Below are 22,226 nucleotides of genomic sequence, written 5' to 3'. Positions count from 1 at the left end.
TGCGTATTAAATGAGAATTGCCTTTTTTTCAGACATCCACGCCAACCTTCCAGCCTTGGAGGCGTTTTTCAAAGACGTTGAAACCAGAGACACTGATGCTATTTATTGTTTGGGTGATCTAGTTGGATATAACATCTGGCCTAATGAAGTTATTGACGAAATTAGAAAGCGTGGTATCCCAACTATTGCGGGTAATTACGACTTCGGGATTGGAAGGAGCAGCGACGACTGTGGCTGCGCGTATAAAACGGACGATGAAAAAGAAAATGGTAAAGTATCGATTGCTTACACAAACGAAATTGTCAAAGACGAGCAGCGGGCTTATCTAAGAACACTGCCGGCACACATCCGTCTGGAGTTTCAATTAAATGAGAAACCGCTTTCTGTTCTTCTGGTGCATGGTAGCCCGCGGCGGATCAATGAATACCTGTTTGAGGACCGCGACGAAAAAAGCATGCTGCGGATCATGGAGCAGGCTGGCGCTGATGTCATGCTTTTCGGGCATACCCACAAACCTTACCACAGGATACTGGGCTCAGTCCAGCCGGACGGCACAGACCATTTCCGGCATGCGATCAATATTGGTTCTATCGGTAAGCCAAAAGATGGTGACCCAAGGGGCGGCTATGTAATCCTGCATATCAATGCAGACGCACTGGCATCAAGTAAGGATAGCATTACGGTAGAGTTCATACGTTTTGGGTATGACGTCGAAAAAGCGGCCAAGGCTGTGGAAGACAGTATCCTTCCGGATGCATATGCAGAATCCTTACGCCTGGGAAAATGAAAATAGCACTACTCTCTGATATCCATGCAAACCTTCCCGCATTTGAAGCGGTGCTGGAAGATCTGGAAAAACAACAACCTGATGCGGTTTACTGCCTGGGCGATCTTGTGGGCTATAATGTTTGGCCTAACCAGGTAATTGGTTTGGTGCGCAAACATGGCATTGCAACCATTGCAGGAAACCACGACCTAAAAGTTTCTAAGATAATGCCTTCCGAGGGCGATTGCAGCAAAGAAGAAAACAGCGAATATGCCTACCAGCTGGTTGGAGACAAGGAAAGGAATTACCTGTTAACACTGCCCAGGCATCTCAGATTAGAATTTCAAATCGATGATCAGCAGCTGAACATGTTGCTTGTCCATGGCAGCCCCAGAAGCATCAACGAATATCTGTTGCAGGAGCTCCCTGAACAGTACATGCTGGAACTTGTCAGGGAATTTAAAGTGGATATCCTTTGCTTCGGACATTCACACAAACCATATCACCGCGTCATCAATTCCGGTGAGAACGGCAGTGAGCATTTCCACCATCTGGTAAATACCGGTTCTGTCGGAAAACCCAAAGATGGAGATGCGCGTGCTTGTTATGTACTCATAACGATTGATCAGACAGCCAGTATAACAGATCAAGATGCTGTTCAGGTTGAATTTGTAAGGATCAAATACGATGTAGAAAAGGCGGCGCAGGCCGTAGAGCTGAGCCTTCTTCCTAATGCATTTGCAGATAATTTAAGAAAAGCATATTAACCTTTATCCAGATGAAAGGTTTGATGGTTTTGTTTTTCGTCTTTTTTACCACAGTGGCAACTTGCTATCCTTTAACAAGATGGGAAAAGCGATATGAAATAGGCAATCAATTATCCTGCCTTCTTGATTATCCTGCTGTTCTTGGTGAAAATGGCGGTATAGTTGTAATACAGTTTTCTGTTGGCGAAGGTAGCGCCATAGGGAAGGTGAAAGTATTTACCCGTGATGATAAGCTTAATAACGATCTGATCCGGCAGCTGACTGGAAAGAGGATATTTTTGCCTGATCATCATGCTGCCACAAGCTATATAGTCAAATTAAGGTTTATAAGGGCTAAATAAACCGATTGGGAAAGAATGAAAAAGCATATTACTGACATGAAATTTCCCATGTACGCTTCTTTCAGCTTGACATTCGCTTTGATGGGTGATGCATTCCTGTATTCTTTTCTGCCAATAAATGCTTCCAGCATCCACGTTCCAATCATTTGGATAGGCACCATCTTATCAATTAACCGCTTTACACGGATTCTGCTTAACCCACTTATTTTGCGCGTTTTCAGTCTTGTAGGTTTTCGTATACCGGTTATCGTTGCGGCAACTGTATCTGTATTAGCAACAGCTGGCTATGGTGCCGGTTTTGGCATTGCAACTTTGATACTGCTCAGGATTTTATGGGGTATATCGTATTCTGTTCTTCGCGTTGGGGCAATTACCTATGCCATGGATTATCCTAAGAAAGGCTTGGCATTGGGGGTTAGCCAAAGTATAATTGAGTCAGGGCCGCTTCTGGCGTTATTGATCGGCCCATTGCTCTTTGAAGTAATTAGTCCCAGGTCGATTTTTTTAGTAATTGCGCTCCTTTCGACGCCAGGAATATACTTTGCCTTAAAACTTAAAGAAAGGAATCGGTCGCCAGCTCGCCCATTTAACTTCAAAATATCATTTCCAGCAGTCTTTAACCGGCTAGCGTTTTTAGGTGCTTTTGCAGTAGAAGGAATGCTCGTAGTTTTGCTTGGGACCCTGTTGATGAGCGCGCAGCATAATTGGTCACCGGTTGAAATTACCGCCGCAGCTGCCGGGTTTCTTTTCTTCCGGCGGATATGTTCCCTTTTAATTTCGCCTTTTGCGGGTTGGTCCGCTGACCGGTATGGGCTTGCGAATATTTACTCAGCTTCTATTCTGCTAATTTGCCTGGGTTTGCTGATGGCAACAAGTGGCTGGGTAATGCCCGGATTGATCCTTGTATTTACCTTTTACAACGTCAATGCATCGCTAGCAGCTGGCGCGGCATCCGCTGGGAAAGACGATGTGACACACACAGTCTCAATTAATGCCACTTTCCGGGATGCTGGTTCCGCATTTGGCGCATTAGCGGGCGGCTTTTTATTGACCAATAATCATTTGAGCCTGATCTTCACGGCTCTCGCATTAGTTCTGATGTTTCTTACCTGGGGATACTACCGAAAGGCAACGGCACTCCGTGTTTAACGCAACGTTATAGATATTGTCGATACCGAATACCTGCCAAATTAATCGGTGGTTTTTCCGTACTCTAGGCCCTCTCGATTTCTCTCCCCTTTTAGTTCATAAAACATCTCATTTTGCCACTTTCAAATTACAGAATAGTGGTACACCAAAACAAATTACTGTATATTGCAAACTGGCACGTTAAACTGTACTATTTTGAATGGTGATTGGATACATAAGGGTTTCGAAGACCGAACAGAACCAGGACCTGCAATTTGATGCACTCAAGAAAGCTGGTTGTGAGAAAATTTATCATGAAAAGATATCTGGTGCTTCCTTGCAAAGACCTGAGTATATAAGGATGATCTCAGAACTTCGAGAAGGGGATGTCATAGTTGTCTGGAGAATTGATCGGCTAGGTAGAACGACCTATGAGTTGATCAAGCTTATGGTTGAATGGAAGGAAATGGGAGTTGACTTCCGGAGTATTTCAGAGGGGATTGATACTTCTACAAAAATGGGTCGGCTTTGGTATATGCTTAGCTCGGTTTTTGCGGAAAACGAAAGAGAGATCTTAATGGAGCGGACGCTGGCCGGGATGGAAGCTGCCCGTGCCAGGGGTAGGGTAGGAGGAAGGCCGAAGGGATTGACTAAAAAGTCTAAAGAGCTAGCAGGCCTGGCAGCTACTCTGTATCAAAGTAAGAAATACACCACCATGCAGATATGCGAGCAATTAAAAATTGGGAGTAAGGCGACGCTCTATAATTACCTGAGGCATGAAGGCATTGAAATTGAAGGGTGGGTAAGACACAAAATATTGGACAATTAAAAATACTACTGATACTCAGAAATTTGCTCCTTGCAACTATTCCTCCTAGGCGGATTATTTGCGCTGCTCTTGAAATCCTATCTTTAAACAGCTCAAGAAGGTTTTTTCATCATTAACTAACGTTCAGTACTTGAAGCTTAACTTGTGAGTTCCTCTGTCGAAGTGCTTGATAATAAACGGATAAAGCACTGACTAACTAATGTTGCCAGCTATTGGTGATCTCGCGTTTTTAAAAATATTCGGCTATCTTTTGGTTTTACCTTTACAAATGTTTATGCCAACAGATTTTTCCTGGGGTGACATTGCCTTATCATTGATATGAATTTGGTACGGTCACTAAACACAGACTTTTATTTCATATTTTTGATAAAATCGTCTAAACGAATCTGACAAAATGAATTCATTTGGAGAATATTTAAGGTACAAGAGAGAGCTTTTAGGTCTTCCATTGCGGAAGGTAGCAGCAGAACTTGACATTGATACTTCGATATTGAGTAAAATTGAAAGAAATGAAAGAGGCGCGACCAAAGCGATGCTGCCGACACTTTCCAAATCATTGCATATTCCAGAAAGGGAAATACAGATTGAATTTATTCAGTCAATTGTTTTCGATGAACTTGGAGACTTAAAGTTCTTGGCTGATGGACTTAAAAAAGTATTAAAGACAATATGAACACACAATTTTTTACCAATAGGATTGGTAATAATCTTTTAGACAAATTCCAGGGCATACTTGAACATATTCCAAACCTTTATGCATTTGACGCTCTCGTCGGGTATTTTCGCGCATCCGGATACTTTCGGCTAAGACCCTTTCTAGAGAATATTAAAGAAATAAGGGTTTTAGTAGGTATAAATGTTGATGAGATTTCTGCTCAATATACATCAATTGGTCAGCAATACTTAAAAGACCCGATAATAACCAAAGATGCTTTTTTAGAGAAATTAAGGGAAGATATTGAGCAAGCTGATTACAAAAAGGATATTGAACAGGGTATTTTTAAGTTTGTTGAAGACATTGTTTCTGGAAAAATACTTCTTAAAGCTCATCCTGAAAAGAATCTACATGCAAAAATATATATTTTTAAACCTGAAAATTTTAATCCCAACTCAACAGGAACTGTAATTACGGGATCATCAAATTTTACTGACAATGGCTTAGGCACGTCGGAAAAGTCCAATTACGAATTTAATGTTGAATTGAGGCGGTTTGATGATATCAAATTTGCCTCTGATGAATTTGAAACTCTTTGGAACGAATCAATAGACATCCTGCCCACAGATGTTCAAAAACTCAAAAAAATTACCTACTTAAATGATGATTTCACACCATACCAATTATATATAAAACTCTTAATTGAATTTTTTGGAAGGAGAATCGATTATGACCCGGCAAACGTTGATTTACTGTTGCCGGATAATTACAAAAGATTAACCTATCAAGCAGAGGCAGCTATCGAAGGTTATGATAAACTTATTAAATATAATGGGTTTTTTCTTGCAGATGTCGTTGGCCTTGGAAAAACGGTTATTGCTTCAATTATTGCTAAAAAGTTTGTATTTGAAAACGGCTATCATTCAAAAATACTAATTGTTTATCCTCCTGCATTGGAGGCAAACTGGAAGAAAACAATTAAAGATTTTCATATATGGAATAATTGCTCTTTTATTTCAACTGGTAGCTTGCACAAAGTTATTGATAATAAGAGCTTAGACTATCCTAATGCCGATGAATATGACCTTATTATCATTGATGAAGCGCATAAATTTAGGAATGATGCCTCTCACATGTATGAAAAGTTGCAAACAATTACAAAAACGGATAGAAGGATACCAGGTAGTGATGGCGATGTAAAAAAGAAAGTAATGTTACTTACTGCAACACCGTTGAATAATCACCCTGCTGATATCGAGAACCAAGTTTACTTATTTCAAGACAAGAGAAATTCTAACCTTCCTGCTGTTAAGGATCTGCAACTTTTTTTTACACCACTAAAAGAAGAATACGATAGGCTAAGGAAAGACAGAGTGCTAAACGTTAGGAAGGTCAAAAATATATTTGATAAGATAAGAGATAAAGTTATTGAACCGCTTGTAATTAGGAGAACGCGTACAGATATTTTAAACAATCCGGAATACTTAAAAGATATTAACGAGCAGGGTATTGAGTTCCCAATTATTAATCCCCCTAATCAAGTAAATTATGAATTTGACGACAAACTATCCTTATTATTTGACAGAACTATCACTATTCTAACAAGTTTTGATGATGTCGGGAAAAAAATAGATGGATTAGGGTTAGGGTATTATCGCTATCGAGCGATTGAATACCTTATTAATGAGGAAGATAGAAAGCGATATGGTGATGTTGAATCCATCTCTCTAAGACTTTCATCTATTATGAAGACATTGCTTGTTAAGCGCCTGGAAAGTAGTTTTCAAGCCTTCAAAATGTCATTGGGACGTCTACTGAAAAACACCGATCACATGATAAGAATGTTTGAAGAAGATAAGGTATATGTTGCTCCGGATATTGATGTAAACAAGTATTTAGATGAAGGGGATGAAGAAGGGTTAGAAGCTAAGATCAACTCGAGACGAGGGAATAATCAAATTTATAGAGCGAAGGATTTCAAAGAAACCTTTATTATATTCCTTCAAAGAGACAGACAACTGGTTGGGGAACTGGTGGATTCATGGAAGGGTATAGATTATGATCCCAAACTTTCAAAATTCCTTACAGATTTGAAAAGTATCTTTTTAAAGAAATCGATTAATCACTCCGGCAAGCTCGTGATTTTCACTGAGTCCAAGGAAACGATGGATTACATTGAAAAGGCCACTAACAAAGCCGGGTATAATAAAACTATTGGTATAAGCGCGGGAAATAGAAGAGAAAATGAAAAGACCATTAGACTTAACTTTGATGCAAATCAGGAAAGAGGTGAGTGGTTGAATGATTTGGATATTATTTTCACTACGGAAGTCCTTGCAGAGGGCATCAACTTGCATCGATCCAATGTCATTATTAATTATGATGTTCCCTGGAACTCTACTAGGTTAATGCAGAGGATTGGCCGTGTTAACCGTATTGGTACAGAAGCTAAGGCTATCAATGTGTTTAACTTTTATCCATCAGATAAATCTGAAAATCAAATACAACTGACGAATACTGCAATAAAAAAATTACAGGCCTTCCATTCTGCCTTTGGTGAAGACTCTCAAATATATTCCCAATTAGAGGAAGTTGGGGAGGCGGGCCTTTACGGTTCCAGGCTTAAAGAAGAGATCAATGAGACTTTATTGTATTTACAAGAACTACGTACATTCAAAAAGGAAAATAAGCAGGAATTTGAATTTATTTCCAAAATTCCCAAGAAAGCGCGACTTGCTAGACATGCGGAAAATATAAAAATGACTACGATTGCTAGCAATTCCATCACTTATCTTAAAAGTGAAGGACACCCTGGCGTATTTTATAAAATAGATGAGAGCGGTATTGTACACGAGTTGACTTTTGTCGAAGCAGCAAAGATTTTCAGTAGCGCTACAAATGAGGTGGCTCTTAAACCCTTACCTGATTTCCATCACGAGCAAATCAACAGCGCTACTAATTATTTTAAGCAATTAGTAAAGGTTTATGAGAACCAAAAGGTTACTAGATCGCAATTATCGGCATTGGAAAAACGGGTATTAAATGTTCTTCCCACTTACGCTGCTCAGGTTAAAAATGCTTTTTACAAACAGTTACTAAAACGCACGGTGGATGAGCTTTATAAAGGTTCTCATAGAAAATTGCCCAATAATATAGATGCGTTCCTTAAAAGGGCTAAAATTGAACAAGTTAACGACTTGGATGTTCTTGTTGACAGACTTTACAAAGAGGTTTTGGCAGAGTATAAGTTTAATGATACTGAATCAGAACCCAGTAGGACAATTGCTAAGCAAGTTTTTGCAAATCCGCAAATTGTAATTTCGGAGTCCTTTGTTTAGTATAATTGATTTTATTAATCTCTCATATGCATGAATCAATCACTTCCCTCATATGCTTATCTATTGATAAAGAGTGATAACGATTTATAGATAATGAAATTAGAAACTCTATGGTGAAATGAATAAAGCAATAATTGCACAACTCTTTAAAGCTCCTTATAATCGGCAATCGTTTATATATAACGGACTTATACCTACGTTTCAAGGTAAAGTTGCAGATTTCAAAATTTATGATGACCAAGGTGTTCAGCATATGGTTTTGTCCGCTTCTGAACAGAACTATGCAGACTCAATAGTAAAATATGGAGAATTTAAGACTTTGGATGAAATTCCACGGACCGTTGAGCTCTATGAAGTAATTGTAAAAGATGGAAAGCAAATTGAGCGAAGTCGAGTTGGACTAGGAAGTTTAGTCAAAAAACATATTATCGGTAACAATGCTGTGTTAGTAAATTTTGCGTACCAAATTCCTGATAAAAGAACTTGGCGATTTTCATTTATTGCTCGTGATGGTATATTTCAAAGTGGAGAAATGCAAATACAGGATACACATCCTAAACGTTACACATATGTTTTTGGAGAACCGGAAGAAACCTATAAAACTGCATTAGATCAATTTTTCGTACTTGGCAGTGAACTAGAAATTACCATTAACAAAATCAAGGACGCCTTTGGAGTGGAGTCGATGTCAAAAGCATTTTTTGATGAGTATCGTGATGTGCACTATGTCGGTTTCGTTGATTATTTAATGCGTTCAAATTTTAAAAAAACAGCATTTAATGGAGACGATAAGGACGTTCGTGATTTTGTCAAAAAGCTTTTAGGGCGGATCGTTTTCTTATACTTTTTGCAAAAGAAGGGCTGGTTGGGTGCGAAAGATACTTCCTACAAAGATGGAGATAAAAACTTTATGCCTCACTTCTTTCATAAAGCGGGTGCAAATGACAGATTCTATTCCGACTGGCTTTCTAAGCTCTTTTTCGACGCTTTGAACACGGAAAGGCCCAGTGATGATTTTGTTATGCCGGATGGTGAGCTGGTAAAAATCCCATATTTGAATGGTGGGCTTTTTGAGAATGAATCCCTAAATTATGATTTATTAACTTTCCCATCAGACTTGTTTGCCAACTTGTTTGCATTCTTTGATCAATATAATTTTACCATTTTTGAAGACAGCGCTGAAGAGCATACAGTTGCCGTCGATCCTGAGATGCTTGGCCATATCTTTGAGAATCTTTTAGAGGATAACAAAGACAAAGGAGCCTTTTACACCCCAAAGGACATTGTCCATTACATGACGCGAGAGTCATTAATTGAATACTTACATACCCAAATAACTGATGCCAGTCCTGTTGACCTTGAAAACTTTGTAAGAAACAGAGAGAATAACCTCAATAAAGAACATAAAAAACAGATTGATGAGAAATTGGATTCTGTAAAGATATGTGATCCAGCAATCGGTTCCGGTGCTTTCCCTATGGGGTTGTTGCAAGAGATTTTTGGGCTTAAAGAACGTATTGCTTATGACCTGGGGTACAAAGTATGGAGTCCAGCCACAGTAAAAGAAAATATTATTCAAAAATCTATTTATGGAGTTGATATTGAACGTGGAGCAGTAGACATAGCAAGATTACGATTTTGGTTATCCCTGATTGTGGATGAGGAAGTGCCCAAAGCCCTTCCAAATTTAGATTATAAAATTGTTGTCGGAAATAGTTTGCTGAGTACGTTTAATGACTCTGTGATTGAAATTGACTGGAATAGAAAGGGTAGTGTGGGGGAAGCTGACAAATATGTTAAGGAGATGCAAAAAGCATTAAATCATATAAATATCCTTCAGCGATCATTTTTTGATAGCAGCAATAATACTCAGAAAGCTGAAATAAAAACCGAAATTCGGGATTTAAAAGTAACCGTGTTAATTAATCAGTTAACCTATAATAAGTTATCTTATGAAAATAGAACTCCTATCAAAGGGGGTTTCGCTCCATCAGCTAAAGATGTGAAATTTAATAGTGATAGGGACAATCAGATAGCAAAGTTTGATAGTGATCTTCGAGATTTATATGAACTTAAAATCGATACTAATAAAGCGTTTAGTCATTTTGACTGGCGGCTAGATTTCCCGGAAATACTAAATCCGTTAGTTAAAAGTGAAATAGGTTTTGATATTGTGATTGGAAACCCTCCATACGGCGTCTCAATAAAAGATAGTTACCGAAATGAAGTAATAAAGATATTTGGTAAAGTTCCTGATTTTGAGATTTACTATTATTTTACTGAACTTGCTTTTCGACTGGTGAAAGACAACGGGGTTAAATCATATATTATTCCAAATACTTTTTTGTTTAACACTTTTGCGGAACAATATAGGATTCACCTTTTACACTCCTGGCATTTAGTTGAAATTTTAGACTGTACTAAATTCAGTATATTTGAGAAAGCGACGGTTAGAAACGTAATAACCATCTGGAAAAAGGAGGTGGGAAGTACTGTTGGTTATAAACAGACAAAAAATAAAGCATCCTTTGGTGAATTAATCTCGTCAAGTAGAGAGATTATTAAGAGCGATGATCTTCTAAAAATCAATCAGAATTGGGCACTTGCATTTTTTTTAGATCAAAAATCTATTGAAAGAATATCAAAGATTAAGGCAGATAAGATTTCATTAGATACGATATATCCGTCAATAAGTCAAGGGCTTATAGCATATGATAAATATCGTGGACAGACCAAAGAAACCATTGATTCTAGGGCGTTCCATTACAATGAATACTCAAAGGAAGGGTTAAAAAAATGGCTGTGGGGCGCGGATATTACTCGTTACCAGGTTAAATGGAATAATAAAGAATACATAGATTATTGTGATGACGTTGCAAATCCAAGAGATCCCAAATACTTCATTGGAGAACGATTGTTGATTCGTGAAATTACGAATCCTACGATTTTTGCTGGTATAACGAATGAAGAATTGTATAATGACCCTTCAATTATTATAGTTAAGTCAAATATCAATTACTCAATTAAGCCATTAGCTGCTATTTTGAATTCAAAGTTAGCTACTTATTACCATTTTAATAATTCTCCAAAGGCCACAAAAGGAGCATTCCCTAAAATATTAGTAAAAGATATCAAGGAATTTCCACTTCCAGTAAATTTTTATGATAATGTAACGCTTAACATTTTAGTTGATTTTCTTATTTTGATTAAGAGCTCAAAAAGTGTCGTTGAAAATACTGTTCCAAATGCTTTTCTTGCAGAAGCTTTTGAGGAGGTTATAGACTCGTTAATCTTTGAGTTATATTTTCCTGAGGATTTTAAAAATTGTGGTATAGAAATACAAAGATTTGCTCTTGAGATATTTTCCCCTATAATAGATTTAACAGCTGAGGAACAAATTAGTGACATTCAAGCCGCGTATCAAACCCTACGCGAAAAAGACAATCCGCTTCGTAATCAAATCAAATTGATGAAAATTGAGCTTAAAGATCTTCTACTTCCAATCTTAAGTGTTTAGTTATGCAAAAAATTAAATCTATTACCCTAAGGAACTTCAAGTATTTTTATGGTAAAGAAGATGTACAACCTCAGAATATTATCGATCTTAACAAGAATAATTTGTTGCTTTATGGAGAGAATGGTAGTGGCAAAAGTTCCATATACTGGGCATTGTACACATTTTTGCAGAGCTCGCTTAAAGATCCTAGGTCAGAGATAGAAAAATATTTTGATCCCGGTAATGGTGAGAATTTGAGAAACAGGTTTGCTGCAGCTGATGATGAGTCGGGAATCGTAGTTGAATTCTCAGCACCAACTGGTGGTACCATAAAGGAGCTTTTAAGAAGACCAAATGGATCTTTTAGCATAAATACTTTCCAAGATTCTTTCGTAAGTCGTACTTTGGTTGGCAGCGATTTTATTAATTATAAATATTTATCAAAGATTTACGACTTTCGAAATAGTGAGAGTATAGATCTTTTTGAGATGTTTGAACGAGAAGTGTTCATGTTTGTAGATTTTGAAACGGCTTTTACGGATCATACTGGCACTCTTTCTAGCAAGACTTACGCAAGTGACTGGTGGAAGTTTATCTCCAGAGAGTATACAAGCCTACCTAAAAATAAAAACAAGATTTCAGAGCGATCTGACGAATACATTAGATTCAAAAATCAAACAATTCCAAAGTTCACTGAGTTACTTCGTGCGTTTTTATTAAGTATCACTCAGGGGGCGAATGAATTTCTAACTACTAGTTTTGCTGAAAAATTTACTATTTCCTTTGAGGTTGATTCTGTTGAATGTGATTTTAATAAGAGAATAACTGGTAAAGTGAGGGAAAAGGATGGTAAGATTTATTTCCCAAAAATTCCTTTAAAAGTTTTTCTAACTGATCCAAATTTGGATGAAGACGAGAAGGAAGTTAAAAAACCACACACTTTTCTTAATGAGGCAAGGTTAACGGCAATAGCTCTGGCTATTCGATTGTCAATTCTAGATAGAAGGCCAACCTTTGACAATTCTGCTAGAATCCTTATTTTGGATGATTTATTGCTCAGTTTAGATATGAGTCATAGAGATAGAGTCTTAGATATTTTACTTAGTCAGTCATTTGTTGACACATATCAAATTCTAATACTGACACACGACAGGGCTTTTTATAGTTTGTGTAAGAATAGAATCCAGGATCGTTTTACTACTGGTTGGATATTTAAAGAGATGTATCAGCATCAGACAATTAATGGTATACCTTGCCCCTTTATCCCTGAGCAAAATAGTTATTTAGATCTGGCCAAAAAGTATTTAAAGTCCTTTGATTATCCGGCAAGTGCAAATTATCTTAGAAAGGAAACGGAAAGAGTTTTTAAGGTTTTACTTCCTCAAAATCTAAACTTCTATATTAAGGATGATAAAGGTCTAGTAGTTCTGCAGTTAGATAATCTCATTGGAAACTTTTTGAAATATTTCAAAGAGGTTGGCGGTGATATTGAACCCTACCGAAAGTTAAGAGAGCACAAGGATTTGTTGTTAAATCCACTCTCGCATGATAATATTGACTCTCCAATATACAGACGAGAGCTGGACAGTATAATTGAGATTTTGGAAAAGTTAAACCTCTTAAAGGTTCATACTATTGGAATGACGGATGATTTGAATGAACATATATATCAGCTCCATGAGACGGATTCTGCTGGTGAAAACTGGGTAATAGAATTTTCATTAAAAGAGACTTACAGAGGTATCAGAGATTTAGATGGTACTTGGCATTTATCTAATCCTATTTGTCATTTTATCAGTAGAGCAAACGTTACGCACAATATTGCACCAATTCCTCTTGGATCTACCGTTAAGCTTGGACAAGGATATGGCAACATTAGACATGCTCTTGGAATAAAAATTGGCGAAGTAGATAACATAAAGGATTTGAAAGAGATAATTATAAAAGACGGTCAGAAATTAATTGAAATCTTAGTCTAGAATAGTCCTTTGACGGCACATTTGAATGTCAGGTCACTACCCCGTCGTAACATCTCTATAATAATCGAATGCATTAGCCGTTCGCTTATAAATGAAAGGGATGACTTCAAAGTCATTTTCTTTCACCATGTATTCTTCTCGGTATTTTTTTTGAAATTCCGGTTTATAGATCGTATTCCGCAATGGAGAATATTGGTCATTGGGTTCAGGCGTCCAACTGCTTTCTGATGTTTTTCTTCATGTTTTGTGAATATTTCCATCACTATCAAACTGGAAAATCAAAGTTTGTCTTAGAAATGCCATTAGGCGCTTTTAGAATAAGGAAAAGAATACTACTCTGATACAATCCGGGTTACTTAAGTTATTTTTTCAACTTCGACGCTCGTCCATCTCAATATGGCCGAAAGTTGCTTTCTGTACGTGAGCATGACAATGTGGGTTTGGCGCTTAGTTATAAATATTTGTATTTATCATTAAGGGGAGGGCCTCTATAACAATTGGAACGACAGAGACTGCTCAACAGGATGATATTATCATACTAATGAACTATTTCAGCGCCCTCCCACTTTCCTGTAATTTTCCACAGCTCATAGCAAACAATCCATTCACAAATCCATGGAACAGTATAGCTAGCTAATGAAGTACGATGTTTCCAGTTAATATCCCCAGGATAATGCAAGCATAATGTTTCATTGCTGTACATGTGTATCGAGGATTTGGGGATTATTTTGTGACTATCAATAAAAACTTGGGGAGCAGCGCCAGCAGAGTATTCAATGCGTATCTTATATGCCTCGCATGTATCATGCGGTTGAAGTCTAGTCCTGCACACTAAAATTCCATTTTTGATTACAAATCTAAACATCCCAGGATAGGCCTGTTGAATCAATCTTTGCTGTAGAACCAAAGTTCCAACTGAGGATTTGGAAGGTTTTGGCTTTAAAAACTTTCCACCGAAACGTCGAGCTGGTTGATTTTGAACGACATCAGGTTTAAAGGTTGGTTTGATATCCGGAGTGGTGTAAAGTGTTCCCAAACCAGCTGCTTTTGCTATCGGCGTCAAGGCAGCTGCTCTGGTAGCCGTAGCCCGAAATTGCTGTTGATCAGCCACCAAACGCTTAATTCTAGCCTCTCCAAATGCCTTTTCAAATAGAATTTCATCTGTGAGATCATTGTCTGGATCCTTAAGTCTATCCCATACCTGTTGCATTTTACTTATGAATTGAATAAAGGATTCAAATACTGCCTGGTCTTCAAACCATTTTTCGCTAAAATTTTCATCAGGGTTGGCAGGGTTTGGAACTCGAAAAGGTTGAGCTCTACCTGAGCGCATACCGGATTTCGAAGTGATGTCTTTAATAATATTATCAATGGTTTCAAAAACGGACAATTCTCCCTGGTAGGCACCAGCAGCAAGAGTGGTCAAAATAATACTTGAAGTTGCTAGTTGGGGCTTATGATAGAAATGCACATCTCGGTATCTCTTAAAAATCTGTACAGCGCGTTCCAACGGTAATTTGAATTCGTAAGGCTGCTGCGCCGGCAGGTTTTCGCTAAGACGAATTACAGGATTACGCGCAGTGTGTGCTTTTAACAGTATATCCAAGTCCTGTTTTTTTAACTCGGCCTTTACAAGAAACCATTTTCCATATCCTTTGGGATTACTGGGAGTGTAATGCTTTGTTTTTCGGTCCGGAACAAGAAGTCTTTCTTGGTCAAAATATTCCTGTTGGCACCCGACCATAATATCCATGTGAAAGTCGTTTGCATAAGTGATACGAATGCACCGATTTTTCCGCTCCAGTTTGTTCTTATATAATTCATTCTCGCCAAGCCTGCGTTCCAATTGGTCGAGAAGCTCCATTGCCTGGTAGTTTTTTCCAGACAAAAAATCAAGATGAACGACGAAATCCAAGTCAAACTCGTTTTGTTTGTAAGGTTTAACCGTAGTTCTAATTCGGAATGACCCTTGTGGGTAGACGCTGAGCAATGCGGATTTGAAAAATAGCCAATCTGACTCGATCCATTCAGCAATTGTCTTGTAGCGCTGCTCGGCAAATTCTCTGCGCGTTGTATCCAGTTGCAGGCTCTCTCCAAGCCTATTTAATAGGTCATCTATATCACTGATGCGATAGTCTGAGCCGTAAGGTTTGTTGTACTTGAAATCTGTTACCATGTGTGTGTTTTAGTTTAATTTTTAAAAAGTTTAATATTGCTGTTAATCAGTAAGCGTGCGTGCTCGCCGATTTGAAATGGTTTTTTTCCTAATTGCCGGTCGTGCCCAAGTGACATGATCAGATCTTCTTTTACCCATTTGAGCTCATTGTGTTCGGAATCTTTCAGCGCACGTAACGCGGCCAGCTGCTCGGTTGAAAAAATAGGTTCGTACACCTCATGATAAAGAAGTTCCCAACACCTGAAATGGTGGGAATAGTGATAAGTAGGTACAGTATATAGGTAGCTGGTGCTTACTGTGGCAAATAAATCCTTATCCAGGTAGCCAGGGATAACTAACTCTTCCCGAAATTCACGCTGCTGGCACACCTCCCTGTCGTGCTTTGTTTCATACCAATCCAAAAACTTGATAATATTTTGGGTCGGGATCCGGATCCTTAGATCGTCTATGCTTTTGTTATCGATCGTGATATTATCATCAGGCCGCACAAGAAGTTTTCGAAATGTAGGTCCGGCTCCAAGGTAATATTTTCTTGCGCCACCAACAGGTTGATATTGGTCGATTCTGTTGCCTTTTATTAAAAGATATTGCCCATCGACATAAATCTTGTATAGGTAAGCGACCGAAACCCGCATTTCGCCCTTTTTTAGGCTGGCAAGCCAAAGTTTGAATTTGTTACCCCTTGGGATCTTTTCATCAATGAAAGCTTCTAGCTTGTTGGTTGCTAGACTCATTAATACACCGGATATAATTTCACCAATTGGCATAGTATTAGTTGATAATGTTCTAATATTGTCTCTTGCGTGAAAATATGTCGCAGGATTCTTTCAAATGAAACGGATTATATTATTGGATTGTTCCATACATAAGAAAAATATACCATTATTTTCATGAGTGATACAAAATTTTACTTATGAGCACGACGTTAAATACAGATTTACTTGCTAGCATGTTAAAAGACAAGCGGGGCAAAAGTGGCCTAAGAAGCGTCTCGGAGGCTATTGGCGATGTTAGTGTTGCTACACTATCTCGTATAGAACAGGGTAAGGTGCCTGATGTAGATACCTTCATAAAAATTTGTAAATGGTTACAAGTGCCTACTGACACTTTTGTAATACAGACCGAGTCGGATGGCGCTCGGCCCCCATCTACTGAGCAGACAATCATTGCACATTTACGTGCTGACAGGGAGCTTACCTCGGATACAGTTCAAATGCTGGTGCAACTGGTCAATTTAGCTTTTTCATCTAAATCCCCCCGTCCGGTTACAGCAAGTGAAAACTAAGAAAACCACCATCTTGCCCAGGGGTTATTCGACCGTAGCGGAAAATCTGGCAGAGAATTTTCGGAAAGAACTAAGTATCCATCCATGTGGGCATCTGTGTGGATTTAAACTGGCCAATCACCTGGGTGTTAGTGTTTGCACGGCCAGTGATTATGGTTTTGATCCAAATGTGCTGGTGGGCCTGACCGGGTGGTCTGGCTTGTACCTGGTCAATTCTTTTGGTGAAAAGATTATCATTTACAATTCCGGTGAGCCGTTTGGCAGGCAACAAAGTACAATAATGCACGAGCTGGCCCATGTAATACGGGGGCACACTTTCAGAAGTGATGCCATCCTTGCTGAATTACCCTTTCTTCGCTCTTACGATCCGTTGCACGAATCTGAAGCGGGGTATTTGGGAGCATCATTGCAAATCACTAGAAAGGGGCTTGTCTGGGCGATTAAAAAGAATATGTCTGTTGAGCAAATGGCTGAATACTATAATGCGACCACTGAGATGGTATCTTACAGACTACGTATATCAGGTGTTGCCAGACAATTCGGGATCAGGGTCTAGTATCTCACTGATTATATGTCCCGAATTCTAATATTTAATTATCTGTACTAAGTGCGCAGACAACAACAAGATGGAAATTGAGCAATCCCTAATCGCCGATATTAAGGCAATCATCCAATCATCCAAAGAAGCAGCCATTCGTGCGGTCGATCATGAGCGCACTTTGATGTACTGGCGTGTTGGGCAACGAATATTCGAAGAAGAGCAAGTGGGGAAGGACAGAGCAGAATACGGTCTTTACCTAACGCAACTTATTGCTGAACAACTAGAACCGGAATTTGGCAGTGGATTTTCTAAACGACAAATTGAGCTTTTTAGGCAGTTTTATCGTCAGTTCCCAATTGCGAATACACTGTATTCGCAATTGAGTTGGAGTCAATATAAGTTGCTAATACGATTAGACTCGCAGGATAAAAGAGATTTTTACATTGCGGAAACAGTCAAAAATAATTGGACGGTTCGTCAGCTCGAAAGGCAAATCAACAGTAGCTTATGGGAGCGCCTGCTATTAAGTAATGACCGTAAAAGTGTTCTGGCTGTTGCCCGAAGCGAACAAAACCCATCTGACGCGAAAGAGATTATCAAAGATCCAATGTACCTAGAGTTTTTGGGCCTGAAAAGAGAATCCTCTTATTACGAGAAGGATTTAGAACAAGCTATCATCACTCATCTTCATGACTTTTTATTAGAGTTGGGCAATGGCTTTGCTTTCGTCGCTAGGCAAAAAAGACTTCATATTGAAGGAGATGAATTTTTCGTCGATCTGGTTTTCTATAATAGGCTCTTACAGTGTTTTGTGATCATCGAAATCAAAACGACAAAGCTTAGCCATCAGGACATAGGTCAGCTCCAAATGTATGTGAACTACTATGACCGTTATGAAAAGAGAGATTTTGAGAACCCAACCATCGGAATACTTCTCTGTGCAGACAAGAACAATGCAGTGGTCAAGATCTCATTACCGGAAAATAATAAAACAATTATTGCCAGTGAGTACAAACTGTATCTACCGAGTGAGAAACAATTAATTGATGAGATGAAAAAGGAGATTGAAAAATTACAGAAAGATGAATAGCGCCAAAATACACTCATTTTTCTTGCTAATGCTTCAAGGATTCATATTCAATTACTTATTCAGCCAGCAACGTACACATCACCGATAACGGCTCCATTGAACACTATTGCGGTGATGAGATTGAACCTATCGGCAAGTTTTAAGCTTGTCGGTCAAATTAGAATGTTAGGTTATTCTGCCTGATGATAAGTTACGTAAAACCCAATTGACCAAACGGGTATTTGGCTTATCAAACACTTCACATAAAATGCCGTAATCCATTCAATTACAAAAAATGTCAATCTATACTAGGGCAACTCCAGCGGGTTTGGCGGTTGGCCTGCTCTGCTGGTCTCCTGCTGCCTGTACAGTGGTTGCGTCTAAACCGTCTTTTTTCTAAATTTGGAAATAACGTATATCCTTTTCAAGATGCTTAATCAGAAAAACAAGCAATTTTTAATCGTCTGGTTCACAATCTGTTTATTTGCTCTTTTGTGTAATGTCGCACCCATAGAAGGTGAAGTACAATCGGAAGATTTTAACAATGGAAAACCACGCATACATCTGCTAACAAATCAAGGTAGTGGATTCTGGCCATTTAGTACAGAATTTAGGGATAGTCGGTGGTGGGACAATAGGGATTACGTTGAATATCCTTGGAGAAAAAATGGTCCACTTGCTGATGCTGACGGAAATATAAGAAATGATATCCCAAGTGAATTCAATGGAATTTTTAACGGCTTCGATTATCTGGAATTTTTAGTCTATGGAATAATCGGTCTAGCCATCGTTTATTTTCCGAAAATATGGAATTGATCTTATGACACCTTCCTCAAAAGTCATTAACATTCATAATGTTATCAATCATTTTCACCATAAAGGCCACACCTTTGGGGCATTTAACTTATACGATGGCGTTACTAAGAGCTCAGCAAAAACAAATCGAAGATCTGGTAGCAAAGATTTGCTCAGGCAATTTTTCACTCACTGACGTGAAGGTCGTCTTTATGGATCTTCGTGAATATTCAGATAAAGATCTAATATTTAGAGAATATGCTGATTTCGTTGCACATCCAGGACGTGACCGAGGAATTATCAAAGAGGCGATTGAATTCTTTTTACTAAAAGCACAGTTTCAACATGAGTATATCTTAGGTGAAAAAATTCTGGACTTAACCAGTCCCTTCCCATCCTACGTAAAAGGGATGGCAAAGTATATAGTCCATAAAATTGATCCCGCCTTTCTAGCAAAATATAACTTGAAGCGAAACAACTTCGAAAATATTGTAAACAAGGAAATTGTTTTAATCGAAGGAACAGATTTATGCCAGCTAACGGAGAAGATAAAGGAGCGTGTCCAAAAAAATGAAATGATACCGGAGTTAAATATTCTATATGAATTTCTTCATAGTCAGAATGATCCATCAGCAGTATTGCCAGAGGCCTTGCTTGACTCTCTTGTGAGTGTTCTAAAATTAAACGGCATCCTATTTAATGAACAAGCACTTCGTGGCCAACTTGATAATATAACGATACTCATTTTTGCACATTTGCATAAATCAAGTTATAAAATGTTGGATAACAACTCATTCTCAATAAAAATTAGTGGCATGGAGTACCGGTATAAGCAAAAGGAAGATGGTACAACAGTAATCATGGCACACCACCTACGATTAGTGGCGCACTTACCAATGATGTCACTTGAAATCGAAGGTATTAATGTTCCAATGGAATTGATACCAACAATAGTGGCTAGTCGATTGCCCAGTCACCTATGGTGTGCACCAGAATGTTTTGAAGATTTTGGTAACCAGTTTGCAGGATTGGTGGATCATGATTTTGAGGTAAAGGATTTCAAACTTATTCCTCTCTTTCCTTATAACGGGGACGGAGTAGTGGATGTTACCTTTAACCTCTGATGATGAATTATGCCCACTCACTAACCCGGTAGGCGATTGCAGGTGAACATGCTGTTGGCACCAGATACGGTAAACCGGAAACTTCTTCCAGCTCCAAAGGATGGTAAGTGATGGGCTGTCGAAACTCGCTAATAATTAATAGACAAAGCTGAAATTCTTACCATCTTCGGATACATTTTTTACACCCAGTATTTCTTGAAATTTATCCGAATGATTATTGTTTCTCATTGTCAGAAGGGCGCAAAGTGAGTATTTGATCATATGAGTGGCCATGAGAATCATTTCCATTTTCTCCACAGGAGACTTATAGACGATATGCGGTATCAGACTGAAATGGTCATACTTAGAATAAAAGCTATATAAGTTTTCATACCACTGGATGTTAGGTTTACCTTCAAGTGTTTTAAGGATATTCTTTATCCTCATAGCGTCTATGGCATCTAAATTATCTGGGTTAAAAAACTTGGCAACATCCTGAAAATGGTTCTTCACTTGATCCGGTACATCTTTGCCCTGTGGTCTGAGAAATGATTCAGACGCAATTGCGCTAATTAGTTTGTCGTCATTACACCAGGCCATGATATAGAGACAATCCAGAACGCAGCTGCGTAACAGTATGCCAATTGACGATTCTAGAGTCATAAATCTATCGATGCCCAGGGCGGCCAGCTCTTGAATAGTTATGCATTGCCCTCCTAATCGATATACAAATGTCTGCACCCCGATTGCATCTAAAACATCAATATCCATATTGGCTGTCTTGTAATCCGCTGGTGGTTTAAAGTATTTCAGACAGTTCGTTTCATAGAACTTCGCTGCCCCTGTTATCTTTTTCAGATCATCGAGTATAAGCCCAAAAGACCTGTCTAGGATAATTTTATGAAGCCACTGCAGTAATGACGACCACTCGGCCTCATTTAAGATTGCTTCCTTTACAATGGAAAAGTCAAAGTGATCTATTATACAAATGTAAGGTGGAGCATCAATTTTTACTACGAAGACTGTTATGTCCTCCAGGGGGAAAATACGGCCAGCGACCTTTATATTTAATAATTTACCTAGATCTTCTTCGATCCTTTTTACGATACCATTATCATCCATGATGCAATTGAAAAGGATTTATAAACTTAAAAATAGCACTTCTTCGCGGAAGATATCATTTATGAAAAGGGGTAAAACATCTGTTAGTCTGATGGCAACAACAGCAAAGGTCTTCCGTAGTATTGGCATTATCCTTATTCATTCCAGTAATCCTGGATTCAAAGCGTCGCATGACCAGACAGGATAAGTGGAAACAGCGAGATTGTGTAATGCGTTATTGGGGCTATAAGGATCAGATCCGGCCCTACGCCGTTCTCCTTTCTGATCACCCATTGAAAGTAACATTCTGCCGTAAGCATCCGATGAACCGCATATCAAAAAACTATTGGAATCATCCTGCGTCATAATAAGAGGGTTAAATTAAAAGTTAGAACCAAAAGTACCGCGGGTTTCGCGTAGCAAAGTTCGTGGAGCATATATCACCTGTAATCAAATCTCAGCGCCATCTTTGAAGATTTCATCGCGATTGAAGGCTTGAAAATCTACTTTTTCTGAAAAATCATATTCTCCGAGCATATTGATATGTCCCCAGCTGTGGGTAGATGTGGACAGTATGTTTTTTAATAACGCTTCCCGATCTGCCGGTTTCTTACATTGGCCAGTCTCCATGCATTGGGTCTGTTATACAATGATTCCATACCCACAGGAAGACCGTCAAACAAAATATTATTCCACTAGCATTGAAGACATGGCAGGCAGAAAGGAAGATAAAGTCCGAAATCTGCTCCGGAGATGGCCGCACCAGGTCAAATTTTGACAGGCAGCACCAAATATTATTCGGATTGGCCGGATATTCTAAAAGTAAAAGATTTATGCTCTCTTGAAAGCTGTTCCTG

At 38.6% G+C, this 22,226-nt stretch carries 18 protein-coding genes; 14 read left to right on the top strand and 4 right to left on the bottom strand.

Annotated elements, in window-relative coordinates; genetic code table 11:
* Positions 1 to 10: 10 nt before the first annotated feature.
* The 9 genes from KOD92_RS25335 (at position 11) to KOD92_RS25295 (ending at position 13,299) form a co-directional block, all read left to right on the top strand.
* Positions 11 to 787 (top strand): metallophosphoesterase family protein, encoded by a 777-nt coding sequence (locus KOD92_RS25335; RefSeq protein WP_215236413.1) that lies wholly within the window; start codon positions 11 to 13, stop codon positions 785 to 787.
* Positions 784 to 1,533, top strand: a complete 750-nt coding sequence (locus KOD92_RS25330; RefSeq protein WP_215236412.1) for a metallophosphoesterase family protein — start codon at positions 784 to 786, stop codon at positions 1,531 to 1,533. The genes KOD92_RS25335 and KOD92_RS25330 overlap by 4 nt, the downstream gene beginning before the upstream one ends.
* Before the next feature lie 11 nt (positions 1,534 to 1,544).
* Entirely contained in the window at positions 1,545 to 1,874 is a 330-nt protein-coding gene (locus KOD92_RS25325) for a hypothetical protein (protein WP_215236411.1), read from the top strand.
* Between the two features lie 15 nt (positions 1,875 to 1,889).
* Positions 1,890 to 3,023 (top strand): MFS transporter, encoded by a 1,134-nt coding sequence (locus KOD92_RS25320; RefSeq protein WP_215236410.1) that lies wholly within the window; start codon positions 1,890 to 1,892, stop codon positions 3,021 to 3,023.
* 199 nt (positions 3,024 to 3,222) lie between these two features.
* A complete protein-coding gene (locus KOD92_RS25315) occupies positions 3,223 to 3,831 on the top strand; it encodes a recombinase family protein (RefSeq protein WP_215236409.1) in 609 nt (202 codons plus the stop codon).
* 394 nt (positions 3,832 to 4,225) lie between these two features.
* Positions 4,226 to 4,504: a helix-turn-helix domain-containing protein gene (locus KOD92_RS25310; protein WP_215236408.1), complete on the top strand. Its 279-nt coding sequence runs from the start codon at positions 4,226 to 4,228 to the stop codon at positions 4,502 to 4,504.
* Positions 4,501 to 7,824: a helicase-related protein gene (locus KOD92_RS25305; RefSeq protein ID WP_215236407.1), complete on the top strand. Its 3,324-nt coding sequence runs from the start codon at positions 4,501 to 4,503 to the stop codon at positions 7,822 to 7,824. Before KOD92_RS25310 ends, KOD92_RS25305 begins: the two co-directional genes overlap by 4 nt.
* Positions 7,825 to 7,942: 118 nt before the next feature.
* Entirely contained in the window at positions 7,943 to 11,341 is a 3,399-nt protein-coding gene (locus KOD92_RS25300; protein ID WP_215236406.1) for an Eco57I restriction-modification methylase domain-containing protein, read from the top strand.
* A 2-nt stretch (positions 11,342 to 11,343) separates the two neighbouring features.
* Positions 11,344 to 13,299 carry an ATP-binding protein gene (locus KOD92_RS25295; protein WP_215236405.1) on the top strand — a complete coding sequence of 652 codons (1,956 nt, stop codon included), beginning with the start codon at positions 11,344 to 11,346 and terminating at the stop codon, positions 13,297 to 13,299.
* 538 nt (positions 13,300 to 13,837) lie between these two features.
* Here the strand turns inward: KOD92_RS25295 and KOD92_RS25290 are convergent.
* Positions 13,838 to 15,475 (bottom strand): nucleotidyltransferase domain-containing protein, encoded by a 1,638-nt coding sequence (locus KOD92_RS25290; protein ID WP_215236404.1) that lies wholly within the window; start codon positions 15,473 to 15,475, stop codon positions 13,838 to 13,840.
* Positions 15,476 to 15,489: 14 nt separating this feature from the next.
* Entirely contained in the window at positions 15,490 to 16,209 is a 720-nt protein-coding gene (locus KOD92_RS25285; protein WP_215236403.1) for an SMODS-associated NUDIX domain-containing protein, read from the bottom strand.
* A gap of 179 nt (positions 16,210 to 16,388) precedes the next feature.
* On the opposite strand from KOD92_RS25285, the gene KOD92_RS25280 reads away from it, so the two are divergent.
* From KOD92_RS25280 to KOD92_RS25260, 5 genes are all read left to right on the top strand, one after another.
* Positions 16,389 to 16,760 carry a helix-turn-helix domain-containing protein gene (locus KOD92_RS25280; RefSeq protein WP_215236402.1) on the top strand — a complete coding sequence of 124 codons (372 nt, stop codon included), beginning with the start codon at positions 16,389 to 16,391 and terminating at the stop codon, positions 16,758 to 16,760.
* Between the two features lie 13 nt (positions 16,761 to 16,773).
* Complete coding sequence (locus KOD92_RS25275; protein ID WP_215236401.1) at positions 16,774 to 17,316, top strand: ImmA/IrrE family metallo-endopeptidase; 543 nt, start codon at positions 16,774 to 16,776, stop codon at positions 17,314 to 17,316.
* Positions 17,317 to 17,386: 70 nt separating this feature from the next.
* Positions 17,387 to 18,391, top strand: coding sequence for a PDDEXK nuclease domain-containing protein (locus KOD92_RS25270; RefSeq protein WP_215236400.1), 1,005 nt, complete (start codon positions 17,387 to 17,389; stop codon positions 18,389 to 18,391).
* Positions 18,392 to 18,799: 408 nt separating this feature from the next.
* The gene (locus tag KOD92_RS25265; RefSeq protein WP_215236399.1) at positions 18,800 to 19,186 is read left to right on the top strand and encodes a hypothetical protein; all 387 of its coding nucleotides are present in this window, start codon (positions 18,800 to 18,802) and stop codon (positions 19,184 to 19,186) included.
* Between the two features lie 38 nt (positions 19,187 to 19,224).
* On the top strand, positions 19,225 to 20,289 hold the full coding sequence (locus KOD92_RS25260; RefSeq protein WP_215236398.1) for a hypothetical protein: 1,065 nt from the start codon (positions 19,225 to 19,227) through the stop codon (positions 20,287 to 20,289).
* A gap of 135 nt (positions 20,290 to 20,424) precedes the next feature.
* Here KOD92_RS25260 and KOD92_RS25255 read toward each other — a convergent pair whose 3' ends face one another.
* Together KOD92_RS25255 and KOD92_RS25250 are read right to left on the bottom strand one after the other, a co-directional pair.
* A complete protein-coding gene (locus tag KOD92_RS25255; RefSeq protein WP_215236397.1) occupies positions 20,425 to 21,390 on the bottom strand; it encodes a hypothetical protein in 966 nt (321 codons plus the stop codon).
* A 429-nt stretch (positions 21,391 to 21,819) separates the two neighbouring features.
* Complete coding sequence (locus KOD92_RS25250; protein ID WP_215236396.1) at positions 21,820 to 21,999, bottom strand: hypothetical protein; 180 nt, start codon at positions 21,997 to 21,999, stop codon at positions 21,820 to 21,822.
* Between the last annotated feature and the right edge of the window lie 227 nt (positions 22,000 to 22,226).

Source organism: Dyadobacter linearis (assembly GCF_907165045.1).
Taxonomy (GTDB): domain Bacteria; phylum Bacteroidota; class Bacteroidia; order Cytophagales; family Spirosomataceae; genus Dyadobacter; species Dyadobacter linearis.
The sequence above is the reverse complement of the archived record's forward strand: the minus strand, read 5'-3'. Positions and strand labels throughout refer to the sequence as shown.

Excerpts from the sequence above, each read along its gene's own strand:
- KOD92_RS25255 (WP_215236397.1), bottom strand. The coding sequence starts at position 21,390 with ATGGATGATAATGGTATCGTAAAAAGGATCGAAGAAGATCTAGGTAAA.
- KOD92_RS25330 (WP_215236412.1), top strand. The coding sequence starts at position 784 with ATGAAAATAGCACTACTCTCTGATATCCATGCAAACCTTCCCGCATTT.
- KOD92_RS25315 (WP_215236409.1), top strand. The coding sequence starts at position 3,223 with ATGGTGATTGGATACATAAGGGTTTCGAAGACCGAACAGAACCAGGAC.
- KOD92_RS25285 (WP_215236403.1), bottom strand. The coding sequence starts at position 16,209 with ATGAGTCTAGCAACCAACAAGCTAGAAGCTTTCATTGATGAAAAGATC.
- KOD92_RS25325 (WP_215236411.1), top strand. The coding sequence starts at position 1,545 with ATGAAAGGTTTGATGGTTTTGTTTTTCGTCTTTTTTACCACAGTGGCA.
- KOD92_RS25295 (WP_215236405.1), top strand. The coding sequence starts at position 11,344 with ATGCAAAAAATTAAATCTATTACCCTAAGGAACTTCAAGTATTTTTAT.
- KOD92_RS25260 (WP_215236398.1), top strand. The coding sequence starts at position 19,225 with ATGTTATCAATCATTTTCACCATAAAGGCCACACCTTTGGGGCATTTA.
- KOD92_RS25305 (WP_215236407.1), top strand. The coding sequence starts at position 4,501 with ATGAACACACAATTTTTTACCAATAGGATTGGTAATAATCTTTTAGAC.
- KOD92_RS25290 (WP_215236404.1), bottom strand. The coding sequence starts at position 15,475 with ATGGTAACAGATTTCAAGTACAACAAACCTTACGGCTCAGACTATCGC.
- KOD92_RS25250 (WP_215236396.1), bottom strand. The coding sequence starts at position 21,999 with ATGGAGACTGGCCAATGTAAGAAACCGGCAGATCGGGAAGCGTTATTA.
- KOD92_RS25300 (WP_215236406.1), top strand. The coding sequence starts at position 7,943 with ATGAATAAAGCAATAATTGCACAACTCTTTAAAGCTCCTTATAATCGG.
- KOD92_RS25335 (WP_215236413.1), top strand. The coding sequence starts at position 11 with ATGAGAATTGCCTTTTTTTCAGACATCCACGCCAACCTTCCAGCCTTG.
- KOD92_RS25270 (WP_215236400.1), top strand. The coding sequence starts at position 17,387 with ATGGAAATTGAGCAATCCCTAATCGCCGATATTAAGGCAATCATCCAA.
- KOD92_RS25265 (WP_215236399.1), top strand. The coding sequence starts at position 18,800 with ATGCTTAATCAGAAAAACAAGCAATTTTTAATCGTCTGGTTCACAATC.
- KOD92_RS25320 (WP_215236410.1), top strand. The coding sequence starts at position 1,890 with ATGAAAAAGCATATTACTGACATGAAATTTCCCATGTACGCTTCTTTC.
- KOD92_RS25310 (WP_215236408.1), top strand. The coding sequence starts at position 4,226 with ATGAATTCATTTGGAGAATATTTAAGGTACAAGAGAGAGCTTTTAGGT.
- KOD92_RS25280 (WP_215236402.1), top strand. The coding sequence starts at position 16,389 with ATGAGCACGACGTTAAATACAGATTTACTTGCTAGCATGTTAAAAGAC.